At 33.9% G+C, this 20,141-nt stretch carries 22 protein-coding genes and 1 pseudogene; 1 reads left to right on the forward strand and 22 read right to left on the reverse strand.

The features are described 5' to 3' along the window. Positions 1 to 26: 26 nt before the first annotated feature. Genes HGPG_RS04530 through HGPG_RS04575 form a run of 10 tightly spaced genes read right to left on the reverse strand, consistent with a single transcriptional unit; the run spans position 27 to position 9,219 of the window. Positions 27 to 1,229 (reverse strand): ABC transporter permease, encoded by a 1,203-nt coding sequence (locus HGPG_RS04530; protein ID WP_019124873.1) that lies wholly within the window; start codon positions 1,227 to 1,229, stop codon positions 27 to 29. After that, the gene (locus HGPG_RS04535; protein WP_019124874.1) at positions 1,229 to 1,654 is read right to left on the reverse strand and encodes an FMN-binding protein; all 426 of its coding nucleotides are present in this window, start codon (positions 1,652 to 1,654) and stop codon (positions 1,229 to 1,231) included. Before HGPG_RS04535 ends, HGPG_RS04530 begins: the two co-directional genes overlap by 1 nt. Beyond that, positions 1,651 to 2,370, reverse strand: coding sequence for an ABC transporter ATP-binding protein (locus HGPG_RS04540; protein WP_019124875.1), 720 nt, complete (start codon positions 2,368 to 2,370; stop codon positions 1,651 to 1,653). The genes HGPG_RS04535 and HGPG_RS04540 overlap by 4 nt, the downstream gene beginning before the upstream one ends. A gap of 11 nt (positions 2,371 to 2,381) precedes the next feature. Beyond that, positions 2,382 to 3,530 carry an ABC transporter permease gene (locus HGPG_RS04545; RefSeq protein ID WP_019124876.1) on the reverse strand — a complete coding sequence of 383 codons (1,149 nt, stop codon included), beginning with the start codon at positions 3,528 to 3,530 and terminating at the stop codon, positions 2,382 to 2,384. Continuing rightward, positions 3,520 to 4,803, reverse strand: coding sequence for an ABC transporter permease (locus HGPG_RS04550; RefSeq protein WP_019124877.1), 1,284 nt, complete (start codon positions 4,801 to 4,803; stop codon positions 3,520 to 3,522). The genes HGPG_RS04545 and HGPG_RS04550 overlap by 11 nt, the downstream gene beginning before the upstream one ends. Positions 4,804 to 4,811: 8 nt before the next feature. Further along, positions 4,812 to 6,074: a DUF2318 domain-containing protein gene (locus HGPG_RS04555; RefSeq protein ID WP_036731771.1), complete on the reverse strand. Its 1,263-nt coding sequence runs from the start codon at positions 6,072 to 6,074 to the stop codon at positions 4,812 to 4,814. Between the two features lie 57 nt (positions 6,075 to 6,131). Further along, complete coding sequence (locus HGPG_RS04560; protein WP_019124879.1) at positions 6,132 to 6,797, reverse strand: iron transporter; 666 nt, start codon at positions 6,795 to 6,797, stop codon at positions 6,132 to 6,134. 9 nt (positions 6,798 to 6,806) lie between these two features. Then, positions 6,807 to 8,144: an FTR1 family iron permease gene (locus tag HGPG_RS04565; protein WP_019124880.1), complete on the reverse strand. Its 1,338-nt coding sequence runs from the start codon at positions 8,142 to 8,144 to the stop codon at positions 6,807 to 6,809. A gap of 2 nt (positions 8,145 to 8,146) precedes the next feature. Further along, complete coding sequence (locus HGPG_RS04570; RefSeq protein WP_019124881.1) at positions 8,147 to 8,824, reverse strand: ABC transporter ATP-binding protein; 678 nt, start codon at positions 8,822 to 8,824, stop codon at positions 8,147 to 8,149. Beyond that, complete coding sequence (locus tag HGPG_RS04575; RefSeq protein WP_019124882.1) at positions 8,824 to 9,219, reverse strand: DUF4418 family protein; 396 nt, start codon at positions 9,217 to 9,219, stop codon at positions 8,824 to 8,826. The genes HGPG_RS04570 and HGPG_RS04575 overlap by 1 nt, the downstream gene beginning before the upstream one ends. Before the next feature lie 198 nt (positions 9,220 to 9,417). On the opposite strand from HGPG_RS04575, the pseudogene HGPG_RS10690 reads away from it, so the two are divergent. Then, positions 9,418 to 9,528, forward strand: a pseudogene (locus HGPG_RS10690) (transposase); the annotation flags it as partial. A 207-nt stretch (positions 9,529 to 9,735) separates the two neighbouring features. On the opposite strand, the gene HGPG_RS10090 reads toward HGPG_RS10690, so the two are convergent. The 12 genes from HGPG_RS10090 to HGPG_RS04630 all read right to left on the reverse strand — a co-directional run bounded on the left by HGPG_RS10090 (position 9,736) and on the right by HGPG_RS04630 (position 20,070). Then, positions 9,736 to 9,909, reverse strand: coding sequence for a FeoB-associated Cys-rich membrane protein (locus HGPG_RS10090; protein ID WP_019124883.1), 174 nt, complete (start codon positions 9,907 to 9,909; stop codon positions 9,736 to 9,738). Next, entirely contained in the window at positions 9,896 to 12,055 is a 2,160-nt protein-coding gene (feoB, locus tag HGPG_RS04580; RefSeq protein WP_019124884.1) for a ferrous iron transport protein B, read from the reverse strand. The genes HGPG_RS10090 and feoB overlap by 14 nt, the downstream gene beginning before the upstream one ends. Before the next feature lies 1 nt (position 12,056). Further along, positions 12,057 to 12,299, reverse strand: a complete 243-nt coding sequence (locus tag HGPG_RS04585; protein ID WP_019124885.1) for a FeoA family protein — start codon at positions 12,297 to 12,299, stop codon at positions 12,057 to 12,059. Positions 12,300 to 12,301: 2 nt separating this feature from the next. Beyond that, positions 12,302 to 12,532: a FeoA family protein gene (locus HGPG_RS04590; RefSeq protein WP_019124886.1), complete on the reverse strand. Its 231-nt coding sequence runs from the start codon at positions 12,530 to 12,532 to the stop codon at positions 12,302 to 12,304. Between the two features lie 269 nt (positions 12,533 to 12,801). Then, positions 12,802 to 13,806 (reverse strand): zinc-ribbon domain-containing protein, encoded by a 1,005-nt coding sequence (locus HGPG_RS04595; protein ID WP_019124887.1) that lies wholly within the window; start codon positions 13,804 to 13,806, stop codon positions 12,802 to 12,804. Between the two features lie 15 nt (positions 13,807 to 13,821). After that, positions 13,822 to 14,376, reverse strand: a complete 555-nt coding sequence (locus tag HGPG_RS04600) for an NYN domain-containing protein (RefSeq protein ID WP_036731625.1) — start codon at positions 14,374 to 14,376, stop codon at positions 13,822 to 13,824. A 9-nt stretch (positions 14,377 to 14,385) separates the two neighbouring features. After that, positions 14,386 to 15,093, reverse strand: a complete 708-nt coding sequence (gene rlmB, locus HGPG_RS04605; RefSeq protein ID WP_019124889.1) for a 23S rRNA (guanosine(2251)-2'-O)-methyltransferase RlmB — start codon at positions 15,091 to 15,093, stop codon at positions 14,386 to 14,388. Then, positions 15,090 to 15,851: an FAD-dependent thymidylate synthase gene (gene thyX / locus HGPG_RS04610; protein ID WP_019124890.1), complete on the reverse strand. Its 762-nt coding sequence runs from the start codon at positions 15,849 to 15,851 to the stop codon at positions 15,090 to 15,092. The genes rlmB and thyX overlap by 4 nt, the downstream gene beginning before the upstream one ends. After that, positions 15,848 to 16,255, reverse strand: a complete 408-nt coding sequence (locus HGPG_RS04615) for a Mini-ribonuclease 3 (protein WP_019124891.1) — start codon at positions 16,253 to 16,255, stop codon at positions 15,848 to 15,850. The genes thyX and HGPG_RS04615 overlap by 4 nt, the downstream gene beginning before the upstream one ends. Continuing rightward, a complete protein-coding gene (gene cysS, locus HGPG_RS04620; RefSeq protein WP_019124892.1) occupies positions 16,240 to 17,637 on the reverse strand; it encodes a cysteine--tRNA ligase in 1,398 nt (465 codons plus the stop codon). The genes HGPG_RS04615 and cysS overlap by 16 nt, the downstream gene beginning before the upstream one ends. Before the next feature lie 36 nt (positions 17,638 to 17,673). Then, positions 17,674 to 18,162, reverse strand: coding sequence for an NUDIX hydrolase (locus HGPG_RS04625; protein WP_019124893.1), 489 nt, complete (start codon positions 18,160 to 18,162; stop codon positions 17,674 to 17,676). Positions 18,163 to 18,375: 213 nt separating this feature from the next. Further along, a complete protein-coding gene (locus tag HGPG_RS04630) occupies positions 18,376 to 20,070 on the reverse strand; it encodes a DUF2207 domain-containing protein (protein WP_019124894.1) in 1,695 nt (564 codons plus the stop codon). Positions 20,071 to 20,141 lie beyond the last annotated feature (71 nt).

The following is a 20,141-nucleotide window of genomic DNA, read 5'->3' on the forward strand; positions in this document are numbered from 1 at the left end:
CCCCAAAATTTGACAAAGAGCCTATTTTAATCATTATCTCTTTGCATCAATAATAATTCTACTTTATTTATTTTATTAATAGCAATAATTGAAGATATTGGTCCTAACAAGGTTCCCAAAATTATTACTATTATTAACATTAAAATCATAAGGAATATATTCGGTCTTAAAAAAGGCATATTCAAAAGTGATGAAAATATATTATTGAAAGTTATACTTAAAACAAAGGAAAGCACAGAACCTATGACTGCACCTGTACCATTAATTAGCATAGATTCAATAAGAACTACTTCACTGAGTTTTTTCTTTGTTGCTCCTAATATCCTTATGGTTGCAAATTCTCTTTTCCTTTCCTTAACTGATAAGGTATTTACAAGACTTAAAATAAAGAAAGCTAGTATCCAAATCAAAGCTATCAATATATACACATATACAAGCATGTTTTTTGCTGAATCTGAAACTTCTGTCATTATTTTTCTTGGCAATAAAGGATACACTTTTTCTTTTTTAAATTCTTCTTTAATAAGTTTTTGAATTGTTTTTGGATCTTTGTTTTTTTCAACTTTTACTAAAATAGAAGATATATCATCTTTTTTTGCCACCGGATGATTAATTATCTTTTCATATTCCTTGGCTAATCTATGAGTTTCTTCTATTGTCATAAAAACTGAATTATCAAAACCCATGCCAGTTTTTGCAAGCCTACCTCTTATCTCAAATTCTTGATTAAAAAATTTAACCTTATGATTAATAGTCCCAACAATGTTAGCACCTACAACAACTTGCCCAGCTTTAATTGGAGTTTTAATCTGTTTTTCAAGCCAAGGTTTAACGCTAAAGTCATCAGAAAAGTCAATTCCTATAACTTGAATGGGAAAAGAACAGCATCCAGCAGAAAGTGTAGCTAGATAAACTTGACCACAGGCTTTTTCAACTCCTGGTATTTTTTTTACTCTATTTAATATATCCTTGTCAAAAAAGAATGTATTAGGTTCTCCCCTTAATATTGCACCTGTAATTTTGGAATCATAACCTTCTGGGACTACTATAATGTCTGCTCCCATCCTATCTGATAGAGATTTCATGCCGTTTTTAAGAGAAAAAATTATAAATGAAGACATGAATAAAATAAAAGTTAAAATTCCTACAAGTAAAATCAAGGTAATTGACCTTGCCTTTTTATTTTCTATATTCTTTTTTGCTAAATTAACTGTGTATAAATCTTTCATTATTTTGCATCAGCAAGAGCATTGTTGCAAGCTTCTATAAATTGCTTGTAGGTTTCTGTTGCTCCCGAAATAACCTCCACTCCTTCAGGACTTCCTTTTTCCACTAATATATCTGGGTATGACTTTGCAAGATTTATAGCTTGTTGGGCTATCTTATATAGTCCTTCATTTTGGCTTTGACCATAAGATTCATCCTTTTCTTTTCCATCTCCATCAATGTTTTGCATTGTGCAAGATTCAATCTTATTGTCTTTAACACTTATATCCACCTTTACAAGTCCGCCTCTTTCATCTTTGGCAGATTCTCCATGATATGTGCCGTCCTTATAGCTTACGCTTGGAGCTTCTTCTTTTTTATCTCCTCCACAAGCAACTAGGACAAGCCCCAAAGATAAAATTATTAATACATTTAAAATTTTTCTCATATAAACTCCTTAAGTTTTTCGCCTTTTATTGTAGAATCAAGAACAGGTCTTTTTCTTTTCATTTTTTCTTCTTTTGAAATTTTACCATGTTCAAGAGTTATCATTCTTTCAGATTCTTCACCGACTTCAGGGTCGTGAGTTACAACAATAATTGTTGATCCTGCATTGTGAAGTTTTTCAAATATGTCAAGAACTATATATTCATTCTTTTCATCCAAATTTCCTGTAGGTTCATCGGCTAAAAGTATTGTAGGATGATTAATAAGAGCTCTAGCAATGCATACTCTTTGTTGTTCCCCACCTGATAATTGGTTGGGTAAGTGCTTGGCTCTATCAGCAAGACCTACTGCAGCCAAAGCTTCCATTGCTTCTTGTGCATCTGGCATAGAATGATAATATTGTGACATCATTACATTTTCCAAAGCACTTAAATAATTAACTAAATGAAATTGTTGAAAAATAAGTCCTATCTTATCCCTTCTAATAACTGTTAGTTCCTTAGGTGATTTTTTTGCTATATCTTCACCATCCAAAATAACTTCGCCAAGTGAAGGTTTATCCATGGCACCAATAATATTCATCATTGTTGTTTTACCAGAACCTGATGGACCCATTATAGAAATCCATTCGCCCTTTTCTACACTTAAATTGATTTTGTCAAGGGCTTTAAGTTCACCATAAATTTTTGAAACATCTACGAGTTTTAATATATCCATAAAATTCCTTTCTATTCTCCACGAAGCACTAAAGCTGGATCAATATCAACAGTTTTAGATACTGGTATTAAAGATGCAACTATAGTTATTACTATACAGACAATAATTGTCATAGGTACTAAAAGAGGCAAGAAACTTACCTTTCTAGCAAATACCGAAATACTTACTCTATTGGCAAATATATATCCTAATGCAACACCTAAAAGTCCACCAAAAACCCCCAAAAATGCTCCTTCACCTAAAAAGTCAACGATTACTGACGAATTTGTGGCGCCCAAAGCTTTCTTAAGACCTATTTCTTTACGCCTTTCAGTTACAACTGCCATCATTGTTGTGGATACACATATCATCATTATGAATAATACTATTATCGTTACAATGAAGACAAGAGCTTGTAATTTGTTCAAAACTATATCTTGTGAGGCGGTAACTCTTTTTACCATTTGTGGAGTTAGAGATCCATCCTTTTGTGAAATATTTGATACTATTTTTGAAAGATCATTTTGTTCAGCTTCTATTGAATATTCTACGACATCAAAATTTTTGTCTTTAACAAGCTGTGAAATATCATCAATACTCATAAAAATAAGTTCTTCTTCTTTACCACCTGTTGTTACAACTCCTGAAACAACAAAATTAGTATCTATAGAACCTTCTCCATTAACTTTGGGAGTATTTATAATAATTTTATCTCCCTCTTTTAATTCCAAAGCCTTTGAAACTTCATTACCTATTAAAACTTCTCTCGATTTTTCAGGCCATGAACCGTCAATAAGCCAGTATGGAGAATTTTCTTTCGCTCCCTTTAAATCTGTACCTGCAAGCATATAAGGTTGTTCATTAATTTTTGCATTTGTATAAATATAGGGTGCCTGACCGACAAGCTTTCCTGATGGAATTAACGATTTAATTTCATCTAACTGTTCATTGGTAATTCTTTTATCAGGGTTAGTGGGAATTACCAACATATTTGCACCATAAGACCTAAACTCCTTACCCATTTGTCTAGGAATATCATAGTAAATAGTAACAAGTCCTGAAATAATTGTTGCTCCCATAGCTATAGCAAGTAGTGCTGTTAACATTCTTGCACGTCTTCTTGCCAAGGAAGTCATTATCATTTTTAAGTAAAATTTATTTTTACTTTGTTTATCTGCCATGTAGTACCTCCGTTGGATTTAAATTCAAAAGGTATCTTATAGCTGGTATTGAACCCAATATTGTAACAAGAATAATAAGTATTGCTACAATAGGAACTACCATAGCTGTTGGAGCTATTGCTGAGCCAAAAACTGTTAGACCAATAATCTGAGTAAGTAGCAGACCAACACCGTAACCTATAACTGTTCCAAATATCGCTGTCAAAATTATTTCCACAAGAATTATGGAAATTATCCTTCCATTTGACGCCCCTATAGCTTTTTGAAGTCCAATTTCATTAGATCTTTCCATTACAGATGCTGTAATAAGATTAGAAATACCAAAGCCTGAACCAATCAAAGTTAATACTGTAATTAAAACCATAAGAAGAGTAGTCTTATTTAAAATATCTCCTTCACTTTCTGCAACTTGGCGAATTGGCTTAGCTACAGAATCAGTCATTACTTCTGTTATTTGATAACAAATAGCAGAAACATAAGCTGTACAATACCATACTTCCCATTCCTTAATAGTTAAAGATAGTGGGTTTTTGGCAGCCTTTCTTGCTAAGTCATTGTCTGGTGTAGTAAGAGCTGATACTTCAACTTTATTTACAACTCCAGTAACTCCAGCAAATTCTTGTGCTGTTTTTAAAGTAGAATATATAAATGCATCTTCATCAGAACCTGATGAGAAAATACCCTTAACTTTTAATTTTTTTTCTAAATTATTGCTTTTTAGTTGGATTTCATCACCAACTTTAAATCCATTTCTGTCTGCAAAAATCTTTCCAAGCATAACTGAATCGCTATCATTTTCTGATAACCACTCGCCTTGAACTTCCCACCAGTTTTTAAGTCTAATCATACCAGTATCAACTGATTCTCCAGTAGGCAAATCCATATGATTATTAAACCATGTTCCTACCATCTTAGTATGTTTAGAATCATTATTACAAGAAACCCAAGTGTTAAGATATGGCGTATAGTCTACAATATTGTAAGCCCAAAAAATAGTCTTAATGTTAGGAAGTTCTGATTCCTTTAAATATTTTTGAACCTGCCCCTCTTTTTCTTGCATGCCATACAAATCATCAAGAAGGGAAGCTTCCTTAGGCAATACATTAATATTTGCTCCATAGGTCTTTAATTCTTGATTAACTTTATCTCCAACGCCGAGCATGGTATTTAACATTGAAGTGGCAAGAGAAGCTCCAAGGGCAACTGTAAATGCAATAAGAGCCATCTTTCCCTTTTGTCTAAAAAGCGCTCCTTTAACTATTCTCCAAAACATAAGCCCTCCTACTTAAATACATAAGACAATGCGTCAAGATCTTTTGGCGCAATCTTTATCTTTTTATCATGGACAATGTATGGGAAAGGTATCGGGTTACATCCACCCTTAAAACCTATTGTACCCCTATTCATTACAACGTCGCACAACTTACAAATAACATCATCGCCTCTTTCAAAATATCCAGATGGACCACATATCTCGCAGGCATCAAGTACAACTCCATAGGAACCTTCTGATTTTTTAATGCAGAAAAATCTCATTTGTGCACCATCCTTTGCCTTATACAAATATCTGTGCAAATGCATATCCTCTAAGCTACTTAAAGGAATAACAATCATTCCATTTTCAGTTTGATAATCTTCAGGTGGTGAAAGGGCCTGTTCCTTATTAGCATATGCCTTTCCAACCGTTAATGAAAAAGTATTAATAAATAGAACGACAAGGAAAAAAATTGCCCAATGTCTTTTATTCTTCATTCTATACTTTATTTTTCTTAACTGAGCCCTATTGCTATAATCTTCATTAACTTTAATATTTTGCTTATATAAAATTACTGGAATAGCTATCATAATTAACATTGTTGCAAATAAAAACACATTTTCGTGATTAGCTATAAATGCAATAACTCTAAAAAAGTTAACATTTCTAGGAATAATCCCTTTAGAATAAAACCTTTGAATTATGATATTAAATTGGCTTATACCCGAGCATATCAAGCTCAAAAAAACAATAATCTTTAAGTTTTTACCTTCAAGTTTAACTGAAGACTTATATATGGCAAGTCCTGATAAAATCATCATGATTATCCCAAAAACAAAGCCTAAAATCCTAAAAAGTACAATAGTTGAAACAGCACTTTCGCCATAATATACAAATTTGTTTGATTGGTTAAATACATATGGTAAATAATAAAAACACATTCCTACAAGATAAACAACAACCGATGCTGAAATGAAATTATCATAAATTTTAGCATTTATCTTATCTTCAAATATCATAAAAATTAATATTAAAAATACCGAGATAACTATGGGTACCATAGACCAGAAATTCAATTCTGTTCTATTAATAAAATTAGGTATATTTCTTATAATTATTGAAACAATTGCTGCAATTACCCCTAAAACTAAAGAAATTATAATAACATACTTTTTATATTTGCTCTCTTTAGTTGTATAATAGGCAAGTATTAAAGAAATCATTAGAGAAAAGGCTATTCCCGCCTCCATAACTTTAATAAAAATTTTTAAAATAATTTCACCCCCCATAAATGCATATAAGGGGAACATGAATTCCCCTTCAAAATATTAAAAATTTTCAAAATTTTACCATTGTGGTCCGTTCCATTCGAAGTCAGTCCATTCTGCAACAAGTGGTTCTGTCCAGAATCTACCTGTTACACCAGTTTCTTTATCTACGTGTAGTAAGTAGTCATTACCTGGTGCAGCTACTTCGAATTTTACATCATAAACACCAACACCTTCGTCAAATTTAACATTTGCACCATAGTGCGGACCATCAGATGCGTTCATTGGCATGAAAGCTACTTCTTGAACATGATCTGAACCTTTCTTTTGTAAATAAGCTTTTACTTTTAACCATGGAACAAAATCACCAACACCATAACCTAATGTTGAACCTTCTTGTGATGCTGTAATGTCAGCTTCAATATGGCAGTCAGCTTCTTCTTTAGGAATTGAGTTTCCTGCTGGTTCCATATCAACTGGTTGGAAATATACACCAGAGATTACTAAAGGTCCTTTAGTTTGGTCATCGCCAATTGGAAATTCTTCAAATCCTGCATCTTCTCCTGGAGCTGCAACTTTTGCATCTCCTGCTTCTTTCTTGTTTCCTTCAGCTGGTGTTTTTTCTTCTGTAGAAGTTTTAGCTGTATTATTAGCTTTTGTATCTTCTTTTTTACCACAAGCTGTAAACATTAATGCACACACAAGCGTCATAACAACAAGAAATAAACTTTTCTTTTTTAACATAATACCCTCCTATTTTTTTTCTTGGCCGGCTTCAAGCTCAGCTCTAATTTTTTTGTTTCTATTATTTTGATAGATAACAGAAACAATGGTTACTACTAATAGAATAATTTGTGGAATAAGATTTTCATACCTATCGTATATACCTATAACTTCACAAGACCATCCATTCATCCAAGGAACTATAGTTCTGCCAATTACATCTGCTTCTTGTAATTCTCCTATGCCCTTTCCTAAGAAAGACAAGCAAAGTATAAACATTAGCCAAGAAGTAAATGTAAAGAATGGTTTTAATGGTAGCCTTACAGAAACTTTAGCAATTAAATAATATACAATTGCAAGTATTATGGCGGCAACTAAAAGTCCAATCCACATATGCATTGGATTATCAGAAATGCCTGTTCTCATACCTTGGAAAAACAAAATAAGTTCTGCACCCTCTCTTGCTACTGCTAAGAATGAAGTGAAAGATAAGGCAAAATAATTACCCTTGGAAACAGATTGTTCAACTTTGTTTTTAATGTATCTATTCCAAACTTCAACTTCAGATTTAGAAAGCATCCAATTGGATACATAAAATAGTACGATAACAGCAAGAAACATCGCAATTCCTTCGAATATTTCTTGTCCCATTCCAGACTCAACTTCTCCCACTGTATTGGCGATGATATTAAATACTCCAGCTAGGACTACTGAAAAAACAATGCCTAGCAAGGCTCCAATATATACACCTTTTAAATAAATTCTATTATTAGTCTTTGATAAATATGCAGCAATGGCAGCTACAACTAAAATGGCTTCAAGCCCTTCACGAAGTGTAAGTCCAAGAACTGCAAAAAATGTGCCAAATCTTTTTAGCAGCTCTCCCAACAATTGACCTGTTGAAAGGCTGTTTGCATCTTCTTGACTTTGACCACTGGACTTAGAATCTCCAGAGGTTCCATCAAGAGTATGAGCATCTTCATGAAGATAAGTTATAAGTGCATCAATTTCATCTTTAACTTCTTTTGGGTCTGCATCTTCTTTGATAGAATTTTTTGCTCTGTAAAATTGATGTTCAACCATTGAACCCCTTTGGCCTGAAATTGCAGACATAGTTGTTTTTTCAAATCCAATTTTTTCATAGAATTTAAAGTAAGCTACATTAACTGCATCTGTGGCTGCTTTTTTAGCATCCTTATCTCCAGGCTTGTAAACTTCCACAGCTTTTTGTAAATGTTCTGACATAGCATCAGCGACTTCAACCCAGTTAGCATAATTTGTTTCTGCTGCAAAAGCAGGCATGAAAGTGAGGCTAATCATGATTACTATCATTGCGAAAATGCTAGTCCTTTTCTTTAATAAATTCATCTCTATCCCTCTTTTTTTATCAAACTTCCATCTTCCATTTGGCAAAGTGTATTGCCATATTTTAAAATATCAAGCTCATGAGTAACTATAATAAGTGCAGTACCTTTAGAATTTATTTTTTTTAATAAATCCATTATCTCCATAGTGGTATTTTTATCCAAATCACTTGTAGGCTCATCTAAAATCAAAAGTTCCGGCGAATTAATCATAGATCTGGCTATCAGCACTCTTTTTAGCTCTCCTCCAGATAAATTTTTAGGAAAATCATCTTTCAAATGCAAAATTCCCATCTCATCAAGAAGCATAGCTGCTTTTTCATAAGCAGAGTCATCTCTTTTAAATAGATAATAAGGAAGAGACACATTCTCTAAAACATTTAAATTTGGAAGTGTTCCTAGACTTTGTGGCACAAAACCTATGATTTCATTCCTATATTTGCTAATTTCTCTATCAGAAAAATCACTCATATCTTTGCCCTTAGCAAAAATTTTACCTTCAGTCGGTTTTAATAAACCAGACAAAAGATTTAAAAAAGTTGACTTACCTGAACCACTTCTGCCAATTATATTGACAAAATCTCCCTCCTCCAAGGTAAAGTTTACATTTTTAACTGCAAAAAGTGTATTAGAACCTCTCTTAAAACTCTTGCTTAAATTTTCAGTTTTAATTATTGATTCCATTATGAATGTCTTTCTTTCATAAAATAATAAATATTAACTAAAACCAATATGCCTGACAACAATGTGCAAAATGGAATGGTTTTTGCTCTGCAAGCCATATCAGCTTTCATGCATCCACCAATAAGCACATGAGTGTTTAGTATCTCTAAAATACCAATTGCTATATTTGAAATAGATAATCCTAAAGATATTTTTGAATCTTTAACTACAATAAGAATGATTGCTAATACTAAAATGACTGCTCCAATACCCATAGTCATATTTCCCATCCAATGGCATTTCATGAACATCCCATTTTCCATAGGAGGACAAACTGGTGTTATATATTTTGGTGCAAGCACTAACAAGAGACCTATAATAGCAGAAATATATCCTAAAATCTTTTTTCTACTCATTTTAATTATCCTTTCTACTCATCTTTATTGATGACATTGTAATATAAAAACGTGTTTATATTTTTTTGAAAATTACATTAATTATATGTAAATTGGTAATTAATATCATTTAATCATCATTTTTAATTATAGTGCGTAATTTTATTAAATTTTTATAAGATTTTCTTAGAATATATTTAATAAAATTTAAAAAAATTTAGATCTTGTGTCACTGCTTTTAATAAGTGGTTTGATGAAATATGCAATTCTTTTAACTGTCCTTGGTCTAATGGTCCTCTTGAAGGCACACATACTAAGATAAAACTTTAAAGAAAAATTGTTTTGGTATGAAAAATTTTTATTTATTTAGAAAAAGAATTATGTTTGCAGGTAAGTAGTGATAGGAAAACGGGAAAATTCACAAAACCCCTAGGGGTTTTGTTGCTATGCTTATTTTTAATGGTTTTTTTGTTATTTTAGATTTGATAGTTTATTAGTGTCTATGTATTGATTTTTAAATGAAAAGAGAGACTCGAGTTAACGAGTCTCCCCAATATTTGACATAGAGTCTTTTTTTTCATTTACTGAGCAGGTGCTGTGACATGACTGGCAGCCACAACCGCATCCGCTCTTTTTGTGCATTACTTTTTTAACTGCAAGGGCAATTGCAGCAATTATAACAAGGGCGACTAAAATATTAATTGGACTCATACTTTACCACCTCATCCTTATTCTTTTCAAAATCCCTTTCATTTAGCTTTGACCTATCCTTTCTAAATAGGAGATAGCCGTAGATAAATAGAACAACTATAGCCAAGGCTGTCATTAGGTTAAAGGATCCACCTTCAAATAATCTGCCAAATTGATAAATCATAAAGGCAACTGTGTAGGAGAACAAGATTTGATAGCCTATTGCTAGACCAAACCATTTCTTTGAACCCATTTCTTCCTTTATAGCTCCCGTTGCTGCAAAGCAAGGAACTGTAAGTTGGTTGAAGAAAACAAAGGCAAAGGCTGATGCTGTTGTAAATCTTTCAGCTACAAGTGCAACCATTGGCGCATCTTCTGCTCCAACTTCTCCAATGCCTGCAAGAACTCCATAAGTTCCTACTACAATTTCCTTGGCAACAAGTCCAAGAATTGTAGCAACACTTGCTATCCAATCGCCAAAGCCAAGAGGAGCAAATATTGGTGCAATGGCCTTTCCTATTACTGCAAGAATTGAATCTTCAGGATCTGCATTGAAGTCCATAAAGTGTCCTGTAACAGAAATACTCTTCAAGAACCAAACTACAACTGTTGCAAGAAGAATTATTGTTCCAGCCTTTACAACAAAGGCCTTGCATCTAAACCAAGTTGCCTTTAAAACATTGTGGGCACTTGGCATGTGGTACTCAGGAAGTTCCATTACAAAAGGAGCAGGATCTCCTGAAAAATATTTTGTCTTCTTTAAAATTATTCCTGATACTATAACGGCAAGGATTCCACCAAAGTACCAAATAGGTGCATACCACCAGCTGCCACCCAAGAAGGCAGCAAACATTGCAATAACATCTAGCTTGGCACCGCAAGGCATAAAGGATGCAGTCATAATAGTCATCCTTCTGTCATTGTCTGACTCAATAGTCCTCGTTCCCATAATGGCAGGCACTGAACAGCCAGTTCCCATTAAAATCGGAATGAAAGACTTGCCAGATAGGCCAAATTTTCTAAAAATTCTATCTAAGATAAAGGCAATTCTTGACATATATCCAATGTCTTCTAGGATTGCTATGAATAAAAACAAAGTAGCAATAACTGGCAAGAAACCAAGAACAGCACCAACGCCGCCGATAATTCCATCAACTAAAAGAGATGTCAAAAATTCTGATGTGCCAGCATTTTCCAAGAAACCTCTAAAGTTTTCGCCAATAATTTCTGTAAAGAATTTTTCATTTACCCAGTCCGTTACAGGTCCGCCAACATAATTTATTGCCAAAATGTAAACTAAAGTGATGACGCCAATAAATATAGGAAGAGCCAAAAATCTATTAGTAACTACCCTGTCAATTTTGTCAGAAGTAGTCATTCCCTTTCTGCCTTTTTTGACAGCATCCTTAGTTACTTCAGACACAAAATTGTATCTTCCATCTGTGATTATGCCTTCGCCATCGTCGTCATATTTTTCTTCAGCTTCCTCAATAATTTCATTAAGTCTTCTAGTTTCCTTGCCATAGAGAGGATATTCTTCGATAATTTTTTCGTCTTCTTCAAAAAATTTAACAGCAAGCCATCTCTTAGCTGGATTGTCTTTTATGACGCTGAAGTTTTCAATTTCCTTGATGTAGTTTTCAATATCAGGGTCAAATTCGTGATAATGAGTATTTTTTGTGTGAGCAGCTTCCTTTGCCGTCTCAATTAACTTATCAATGTTTTCATTTTTTAAAGCAGAAATCTCAACAACCTTGCAGCCAAGCTTTTCCTCTAGCATCTTAATATCTATGAAGTCATTATTTTTTCTTACAACATCCATCATATTAAGAGCAATGACAACAGGAATGCCAAGTTCCACAAGCTGAGTCGCCAAAAATAAATTTCTCTCAATATTAGTAGCGTCCACAACATCAATAATTGCATCTGGTCTCTCATTTACCAAATAATCTCTTGAAACAACTTCTTCCAAAGTGTAAGGCGAAAGAGAATAAATGCCAGGCAAATCTGTGAAGTGAACTTCCTTATCCTTTTTATACTTGCCAGTCTTTTTTTCAACAGTTACACCAGGCCAGTTACCAACATATTGGTTTGAGCCTGTTAAATTGTTGAAAAGAGTGGACTTACCACTGTTGGGGTTTCCGGCAAGTGCAATAGTAATAGCCATCTTATTCCTCCTTCTTTTCTATCTCTTCAATTGAAATAAGTTCAGCATCAGCCTTTCTTATGCTAAGTTCATAATTTCTAATATTAATTTGTACGGGGTCCCCTAGAGGTGCCACCTTTCTTATATATATCTCAGCATTTTTTGTGATGCCCATGTCCATTATTCTTCTCTTTAATGGACCTGAACCATTTATCTTTTTTACTATGTAGTATTTACCAACAACTGCACCTCTTAATGTTTGCAAATTTACATCTCCTCAACTAAAATCTTCTTTGCAATATCTTTGCCTATTGCAACTCTTGCATCCTTAATAGAAACAATTAGATTACCATCATTTTCACTTACAACTTTTATTACTGCACCCTTTACAAAGCCAAGATTTGCAAGGTGAGATTCAGTGACGCTACTATTTTTTAAACTTTTAACTTTTAAAATTTTAAAATTTATATTTAATGGCGCCATTATCAAACTAAGCATCTTTACACCTACTTATTTAATAAGAAATAATTTTTTATATTTGAATTTGATTATCAATTTCTTAAACAATTATAACACAGCTAATTGAAAAATAACATAAATTTGATAATATTTTTAAATTAATTTTATTAAAAAAAATTATAAAATTTTTTCATAGATATAATATTTTTAACTCTTCGATTTTTAGAAAATTTTTATTTCGTTAAAGTAATTTTAAATATAATAAGTTCTAAACAAAAAAAGACAGCCTAAAAGCTGTCTTAAAATATTTATTTACTTTCACCATTAAGTGTTCTATAACTAATCCAACCATTTCCTATATTACACCAAGTTCTTCCATCAGCTCTTCTAGTGTCATAGACATAGACAGGGTCACCCTTGAAGAGGCTAAATTCAACTCCATAAGAAAATCCTGGTCCACTTCTTACATTGGCTCTGCCTGAAGTTACAAATTGATAAGTGCCAATTAAGTTTGATGCCTCTACATTTTTTAATTTTGCAATTTGCTCTTCTAATTCGTCAGCCCTTGCCTTTTCCTTTAAGGCTTCGCTTTCCTCTTCTGCCTTCTTTTCACTGTCTAACTTTTGCGCATTTATGTCTTCTAACATTTTTTTGAAGTCAGCATTTTCTGGGTCCACTGCCAAATAAGAGTTGAGCCTCTTAATTGCACCCTCATAATTATTGCTGCTCGTTAGCTGTGAAATTTCAGCCTTAATTGCAGAATAGTTTTTCTCTATAAGGGAGTTCTTCTTTTCTTTTAATTCATCGTCGTCACTTTCTAAGTCCTTTAAATAAGCAAGAGAGGCCTCATAGTCTCTGCCTTCAAATTTTTGATTGGCCTTGTTAAAAGTATCTTTGGCTTCAAGGTTCTTGTCGATTTTATTTATTTCATCTAAGTATTTTTTGTCAGAAGATTTTTCGTAAAGCTGGCTGAATTTTTCTCTAGCTTCCTTATAGTTCTTGGCTTCTAAATTTGCCCTTGCAGAACTTTCCAATTTGTTAAATTTATATTTCCCAAAGCCAAAATTAAATAAGAGAGAAAAGGCTATTAAGCCAAGGATGACAAATCCAAAGACTAGACCCTTTTGCTTTGTTCCCATGGAATCATCTTTAAAGGAATTGTTTTTTATGATTTTTTCTTCGTCTTCATAGTCATAATCTCTGTTTATTTTTTGAGTCTTGGAAAAATCCATGTCCTCCCTCAAAGGCTGACCACATTCCATACAAAATAGGGCACCCTCTGCATTTTCTTTTCCGCAATTCTTACATCTCATTTATAAGCCTCCTCACTATTTTTTATTTTTGTTTTTATTAGAAATATCTCTTCGAAAAATTTTTAGCTTATGAATAATTTCTTCGTCGAGAGCAGTAACCTTCTCTTCCTTTAACTTTTTTGCAACATGAGAAACTTTATTTTTTGAATTTTCTACTTCAGCTTCAAGTTCTCTTGCAGAAATTCTCGTGCCTCCCCGAGACAAAATAATTTGCTGCTCAATGTTGTCACTTGTTGCCACCCGCACATTTGTAAGCTTTCCTATTTCGTCAAGTTGCCTCTCAATGTAGTGATCTGCCGTCTCAAACTCCTTAGTAAAGATTATGTCGATTCCATCCCTCATGTAATTCTTTCCGCCAGATTTTTTCACCAAGTAGGCATCGAAGACAAGTATTATGTGCTCTTTGGTGCTGTGAGAAAATTCAATCATAGTATCTATGAGTTCATTTCTTGCATCTTCAAGAGAAATATTTTTTAATTTTATTAAATTTTGCCAGGAATTTATAATATTGTATCCATCTACAAAGAGATAGGACACATCTCTTCTATACCTACTTCTTTGTCTCTTCATTTTAAAAAACTATCTAAAAATTTCGTACATTACTATTGCAGCTGCAACTGAGGCATTGAGGGAATCAAAGTCAGAAAAATTTGGAATAGTTATGATCTTGTCAGAGTTTTTCAAAACATTTTTTGAAACTCCCTTGCCTTCGTTGCCAATAATTACTGCAACTTTGCCAGAGAAGTCACACTTTCTTATGTCTTCTCCTTCAAGGTCTGTGGCATAAATCCAAAATCCAGCTTCCTTTAATTTTTCTATTGCCTGAGAAATATTTGTAACCTTTGACACATCAATGTCGTAAATTGCACCAGCAGAGGACTTTACAACTGTGTCGTTAACAGTAGCCGCCCTCCTATTTGGAAAAATAATTCCATCTACGCCAAAAAAGTTTGAACTTCTTGCTATGGCACCAAAATTGTGGGGGTCTTCAATTCTATCTAAGATAAAAATTTTCGCATCTTCCTTGTCCCTTAGTTTATTTATAAGGTCTTCAAGTTCAAGGTAGACAAAGTCACTTACAAGAGCCACAACTGCCTGGTGGTTTTTTGTGCCAGCAAGTTCTTCCAACTTTTCATTGTCGCTAGTAACTGCGGGAATTTTTGCGTCTCTCGCCATACCAATAATTTTTTTTATGGAACCTGTGGCATTTTTCCCCACATAAATTTTTTCTACTTCTTCATTTTTTAGGGCCTCAATAACTGGGCCCCTTCCATATATATATTTCATTTTAGATTTTTAAACTTCTCTCTAATTTCTGCTACCTTGCCACAAGTCATCTTGCCTTCTGGGCATGGACCTGTCACGCAAGCTGGACCTTCATCTCTAAATAAAAGGGGAGCGACTTCCTTAACCTCTCTTAGCATCTCTGTTGCCAGCTCTCTTATTTCCCATTGAGCCCTTTCGCAACATCTAACTGTGAAGAAATGCTGAAGAGTTCTGACATTCATTGTGACAACAATTTTTGTCTCGCAGGCATTAGGAAAGACATATCTTGCATCTTCTATGGACATTTTTTCCACTGCCTTTTTTGCCTTTTCTTCTTCCATTCCACTTTCTATTAGAGGTCTTGCATTTTCCCTTACAAGAATTTCTACTAATTTGTCGTAATCTTCTTGGTCTCTTCTCATAGCTTCAAGGAAAACTTTCTTGGCTTCCTCATTTCTTTCGATTTGAGGTGGAATAATGTATTCAAAGCTGTCAAGTTTTACATATCTTTGTGATTGTTGTGAGTAAGAGGCAATTCTGTGTCTCACAAGTTGATGAGTAAGTGTCCTAGAAACACCTTCAATGGCAAAGGTAAAGCTCACATGCTCAAGAGGTGAAAGGTGGGAAAAGGACATAAGTCTATTTAAAAACTTTTCTGTAGATTCTTCTGTCAAATTCTCTGTGATTTCTTCAACACCAACTCTTGAATAGCAAAGTTTTGCAGCTGCAGCAATGGTCTTATCTGGATCCATTGTGTGTGAAATAATTTTTACCTTCATCTGATCATCTCCTTAAATATTTCTCTAATTCTATTATACCTTTTCAAAAGATAGAGGTAGCCAAAGAGGGCCTCCACTCCCGTTGCAATCCTATAGTCAATGGGATCTGCGTTTTTGGGAACTGTGTGGGACTTGGCATTTCTCCCCCTCTTAAAAATTTTAATCTCTTCCTCTGTAAGATTTTCTTCTATTTTTTCAAAAAGTTCTCTCTGGGATTTTGCACGGACAAATCTTATGCTTTCTCTGTGAAGCTTGTTGGGATTTTTCCTTACATCTAAAATTTCACTTCGCACTAAAATTTCAAAGCAGGCATCACCTATGTAGGCAAGGGCAAGGGGGCTTAGCTCCCTAACCTCTGCCTCTGTGTAGTTTTTAACTTCTAAAAAATTTAAATTCTCTTCCAAGTTGTTCCACTTCTCGTATCTTCTATTTCAATGCCCATTTCCTTAAGCTTGTCTCTAATTTCGTCAGCCTTGGCAAAGTCCTTGTTCTTTCTAGCAGCATTTCTCTCAGCAATAAGACCTTCTATGTCTTCAGAAATTTCTTCTCTTTCACCTTCCATGATGCCAAGAACCCTTGTAAGTTTCTTTAAAAGTTCAAAAGTCTTTTCTAACATTTCCTTAGAATTACTTTCATCAAGGTTTAAGTTTATGTCCTTAACTAAGTCAAAGATTGCAGTAATGGCATCAGCTGTATTTAAGTCGTCATCCATGGCATTTTCAAACTTTTCAATGTGCCTGTCAAAAGACTTATATAATTTTTCTTCTTCATCAGTGATTTTATCTGCACTAGACTTTTCTATTGCATCTTCAAGTTTATATTTTGCATTGTAAAGTCTCTTACTGGAATTTTTAGTTTGTTCCATTACTTCTCTTGAGAAATTAATTGGTGAACGGTACTGAGTAGTCAAAAGGAAAAATCTCAAGACTTCAAGGTCAAATTCATCTGCAATTTCTCTTACAGTAAAGAAGTTGCCCTTGGACTTAGACATTTTTTCGTTGTCAACGGTTATCATGCCATTGTGGAGCCAATAATTTGCAAAGGGAACTCCATTGCAAGCTTCTGATTGGGCAATTTCATTTTCGTGGTGAGGGAATTGTAAGTCTTCGCCGCCAGTGTGAATATCTATGTTGTCGCCAATTAATGTCTTTGCCATAACAGAACATTCAATGTGCCAACCAGGTCTACCTTCTCCCCAAGGCGCTTGCCAGAAAGGTTCCCCTTCCTTTTTATTTTTCCAAAGGGCAAAGTCGCTTGGATTCTTTTTGTTGTCGTTTATGTCAACTCTGTGGCCAGAAATTAAATCTTCAATATTTTTCTTGGAAAGCTTGCCGTAGTCCTTGGCATAATTAATGTCAAAGTAAACATCGCCATTGGAAACATAGGCAGCGCCCTTGTCTATCAAAGTTTGAATAAAAGAAATAATTTCATCAATGTGCTCTGTTGCTCTAGGGTTTAGGGTTTCATAATCGTAAAGGTGAAGGCCATTGGCATCTTGTTTAAACTCCTTGATGTATCTTTCAGCAATATCAGATACTTTTACGCCTTCATCATTAGCCTTATTTATCATCTTGTCGTCAATGTCAGTGAAGTTTACAACAAATTTCACCTTCATTCCCTTGTAAGTAAAATATCTTCTTAGGGTATCGAAGACAACAAGGGGTCTTGCATTTCCAACATGAATAAAGTTATAAACAGTTGGACCACAGTTGTAAATTCCAACTTCTCCCTCTTTAATTGGCACAAAATCTTCCTTTGTTCTACTTAGAGTATTGTATAATTTCATAAATCCTCCTATAAAAAAACGCCTCCTGTGAGACGATTATATACCTTTGAAAAATTTTTCGTAGTAATCAAGTCCTATAAAAGTTTTGTCTTCCACCATTTTTCTTATCTTATTTGGATCTGCAAGGTCAACGTCCATGACTTCTTCCTCTTGCAGTTTAATCTCATCAAGGGAAATATTTTTGCGAACTAGAAAAATATAAAAAATTGTATTTTTTTCTGTGATGATCCTCTTTAAACGAAGCTCTTCTTCACTGATGTCAATGCCAAGTTCTTCCTTGAACTCACGCACCATGCCTTCCTTTGGCGTCTCTCTTGAAATAACAGAACCACCAGCAGAACAGTACCACATGCCAGCAAAGGATTTTTTATCGAGAGCCCTTCTTTGGATTATAAAATTTCCGTCATCTCGCAAAATCCATCCTTCTACAATAATATGGTATTCATCATTTTTTAGCCTTTCGCCCTTTCTTATGGCGCGCCTCTTCCATTTTCCCTTTTTATCATATACATCCCAATATTCCACGACAAAACTCCTTATAGTTATTTTACACCATTTAACAAGTTTTTAAAAGATTAAGAAGACTTTATTTAAGTAAAATATTATCCATAAAAAATTATGCTAAAAAATTTAAGCCTAACAATTTTTATCAGTTAAAAATATTTTTCCATAAAAATTTTTTTAAACAATAAAAAACTCTTCGCTGCAAATTTTAACAGCAAAGAGTTTAATTTTCCTTTAGCGACCGCCACCGCCGCCTCCGCCGAAGGATCCTCCTCCACCTCCAACAGAAGTTGCGCCACCAAAACCTGCACTATTAAAGCCAGTTGCAGCTTGGTAAGAAGTATTGATGTCCTTTGAAAACTTCCTTGAAGTCATTATGTGAGTGTTGTAGAGGGCATAATTATTAATATAAGCTGGGTAGGCTGACGCTCCTCTTGCAAATTCTTCATCTAGGAAAAATATTGATGAGTATATTAAAAAGTCCTGCCACTTTTCAAATTCAACTTCATCTGTAACTTGGTCTTTATAATCCTTCAAATAATTTTTGAATTTTATGAGATTTTCCCAAAGTTCTTTTCCCTTTTCAGTTACCCTAAGCTCTGTTCCTCTTTTCTTGGAGAATAAAAACTTCTTTTCATAAGTGTAGTTTTCTAAATATCCTCCAGCCTTTAGGGCTTCAATGGACTTATCTTCAAATTCATCGTAATAATTTTCCATGTCGTCCTTGTTTGCCTTTACATATTTTTTGAAGTCCTTGGCTGTCATATAGTCCTTGCCATTTTCTTCATTGGCTGCAGCAATCATGTCAAAAAGTTCTTCTTCAAGGGGACCCATGTCCTTTGGTCTAGAAATAATTTTTATTTTATTTTTAGAAAAAATTTCATCATCTTCAATAAATTCAATGGCTCCATTTAGACTCCACTTTAAGATAAAGGCGTTTATATAATTTCCCACTAAGTCACTTATCTCTAAAGAGGATTGACTGATGAAAAATGCTAAATCTTCAAGGGGACCATGGTAGGGCAAGTCCTTATAATATTCTCCCTTTAAGTCTTTTATACTTGCAAGTTCTTTTTTATTTTCAATTCTCTTCTTGCTAAAGCCAAGAGCAATCAAACGCCCTACAAAATAAATCACGCCAAGTACAGCTAAGCCAACTATAACAAGACTTGTCTTTGCCACATTTGACATTGGCTTTTGGTAAGCTTCCCCTTCTCTATTTTCCCATTCAGTTCCTTTTGCTGCCTGGTTGGCATAGTCCTGAAAGTCCTTGTCAATTTTATAGGCAGTGTTAAAGTATCCCTTTGGGAATTTTAGCATAACTGTTGCATAGTCAACATAGCCTGATGAAGTCATAAGAATTTCTCCATCAACATTATGAATTTCACCTTCCATGCCAAAGCCCCACATTTTTACATCCTTAAAGGGTTCAAAGCCTTTAATTTTTATTTTCACGCTTTTAGGTTTTGGGTCAAAATTTTCTCCCACGAATTTAAAAAACAACATGTCGCTGTCATTAAGTCCCACTACAAGAGGATTTATCTTGTAGGACAAGTTATAAGTGTTGTCACTAAATTCACTGATGCCCCAAGTTAGTTCAACCTCATCATCTCCATCGATCCTTCCATAGTGGTATGCCTTGTCCTCAAAACTTGCATCAATATTCCAGGGCATGAGCTCAGTAAAATCTCTTCCAAGAGCATTAACAGAAAAATCTTCAATTTTAATTCCCTGCAAATTGTTTATGGCTTTATATCTCTCTGTGTAATCTTCATTGTCTTCATCAATTTTCCAAACTTCCTTAACTTGACCTAACCCATTTTTATCTATACTTACATCAAGTCTAATTTCTTTAAAATCTTCTGCAAATACAAAAGCTGGCATAAAGAAAAGCAAAAGTGCCAAAGCAAAAATTTTTCTAAATTTCATAAAAACCTCCCATTTTTTTTATACCCAAAATAATTATTTCAGTAAAAAATAAATTTTTCAAGAAAATTGGC

This window comes from Peptoniphilus grossensis ph5 (assembly GCF_000311825.1).
GTDB lineage: Bacteria > Bacillota > Clostridia > Tissierellales > Peptoniphilaceae > Peptoniphilus_A > Peptoniphilus_A hominis.

What these genes read in the sequence shown, in the direction of transcription:
- HGPG_RS04530 (WP_019124873.1), bottom strand. Translation starts at nt 1,229, where the DNA reads ATGAAAGATTTATACACAGTTAATTTAGCAAAAAAGAATATAGAAAAT.
- HGPG_RS04535 (WP_019124874.1), bottom strand. Translation starts at nt 1,654, where the DNA reads ATGAGAAAAATTTTAAATGTATTAATAATTTTATCTTTGGGGCTTGTC.
- HGPG_RS04540 (WP_019124875.1), bottom strand. Translation starts at nt 2,370, where the DNA reads ATGGATATATTAAAACTCGTAGATGTTTCAAAAATTTATGGTGAACTT.
- HGPG_RS04545 (WP_019124876.1), bottom strand. Translation starts at nt 3,530, where the DNA reads ATGGCAGATAAACAAAGTAAAAATAAATTTTACTTAAAAATGATAATG.
- HGPG_RS04550 (WP_019124877.1), bottom strand. Translation starts at nt 4,803, where the DNA reads ATGTTTTGGAGAATAGTTAAAGGAGCGCTTTTTAGACAAAAGGGAAAG.
- HGPG_RS04555 (WP_036731771.1), bottom strand. Translation starts at nt 6,074, where the DNA reads ATGGGGGGTGAAATTATTTTAAAAATTTTTATTAAAGTTATGGAGGCG.
- HGPG_RS04560 (WP_019124879.1), bottom strand. Translation starts at nt 6,797, where the DNA reads ATGTTAAAAAAGAAAAGTTTATTTCTTGTTGTTATGACGCTTGTGTGT.
- HGPG_RS04565 (WP_019124880.1), bottom strand. Translation starts at nt 8,144, where the DNA reads ATGAATTTATTAAAGAAAAGGACTAGCATTTTCGCAATGATAGTAATC.
- HGPG_RS04570 (WP_019124881.1), bottom strand. Translation starts at nt 8,824, where the DNA reads ATGGAATCAATAATTAAAACTGAAAATTTAAGCAAGAGTTTTAAGAGA.
- HGPG_RS04575 (WP_019124882.1), bottom strand. Translation starts at nt 9,219, where the DNA reads ATGAGTAGAAAAAAGATTTTAGGATATATTTCTGCTATTATAGGTCTC.
- HGPG_RS10090 (WP_019124883.1), bottom strand. Translation starts at nt 9,909, where the DNA reads ATGAGTCCAATTAATATTTTAGTCGCCCTTGTTATAATTGCTGCAATT.
- feoB (WP_019124884.1), bottom strand. Translation starts at nt 12,055, where the DNA reads ATGGCTATTACTATTGCACTTGCCGGAAACCCCAACAGTGGTAAGTCC.
- HGPG_RS04590 (WP_019124886.1), bottom strand. Translation starts at nt 12,532, where the DNA reads ATGCTTAGTTTGATAATGGCGCCATTAAATATAAATTTTAAAATTTTA.
- HGPG_RS04595 (WP_019124887.1), bottom strand. Translation starts at nt 13,806, where the DNA reads ATGAGATGTAAGAATTGCGGAAAAGAAAATGCAGAGGGTGCCCTATTT.
- HGPG_RS04600 (WP_036731625.1), bottom strand. Translation starts at nt 14,376, where the DNA reads ATGAAGAGACAAAGAAGTAGGTATAGAAGAGATGTGTCCTATCTCTTT.
- rlmB (WP_019124889.1), bottom strand. Translation starts at nt 15,093, where the DNA reads ATGAAATATATATATGGAAGGGGCCCAGTTATTGAGGCCCTAAAAAAT.
- thyX (WP_019124890.1), bottom strand. Translation starts at nt 15,851, where the DNA reads ATGAAGGTAAAAATTATTTCACACACAATGGATCCAGATAAGACCATT.
- cysS (WP_019124892.1), bottom strand. Translation starts at nt 17,637, where the DNA reads ATGAAATTATACAATACTCTAAGTAGAACAAAGGAAGATTTTGTGCCA.
- HGPG_RS04630 (WP_019124894.1), bottom strand. Translation starts at nt 20,070, where the DNA reads ATGAAATTTAGAAAAATTTTTGCTTTGGCACTTTTGCTTTTCTTTATG.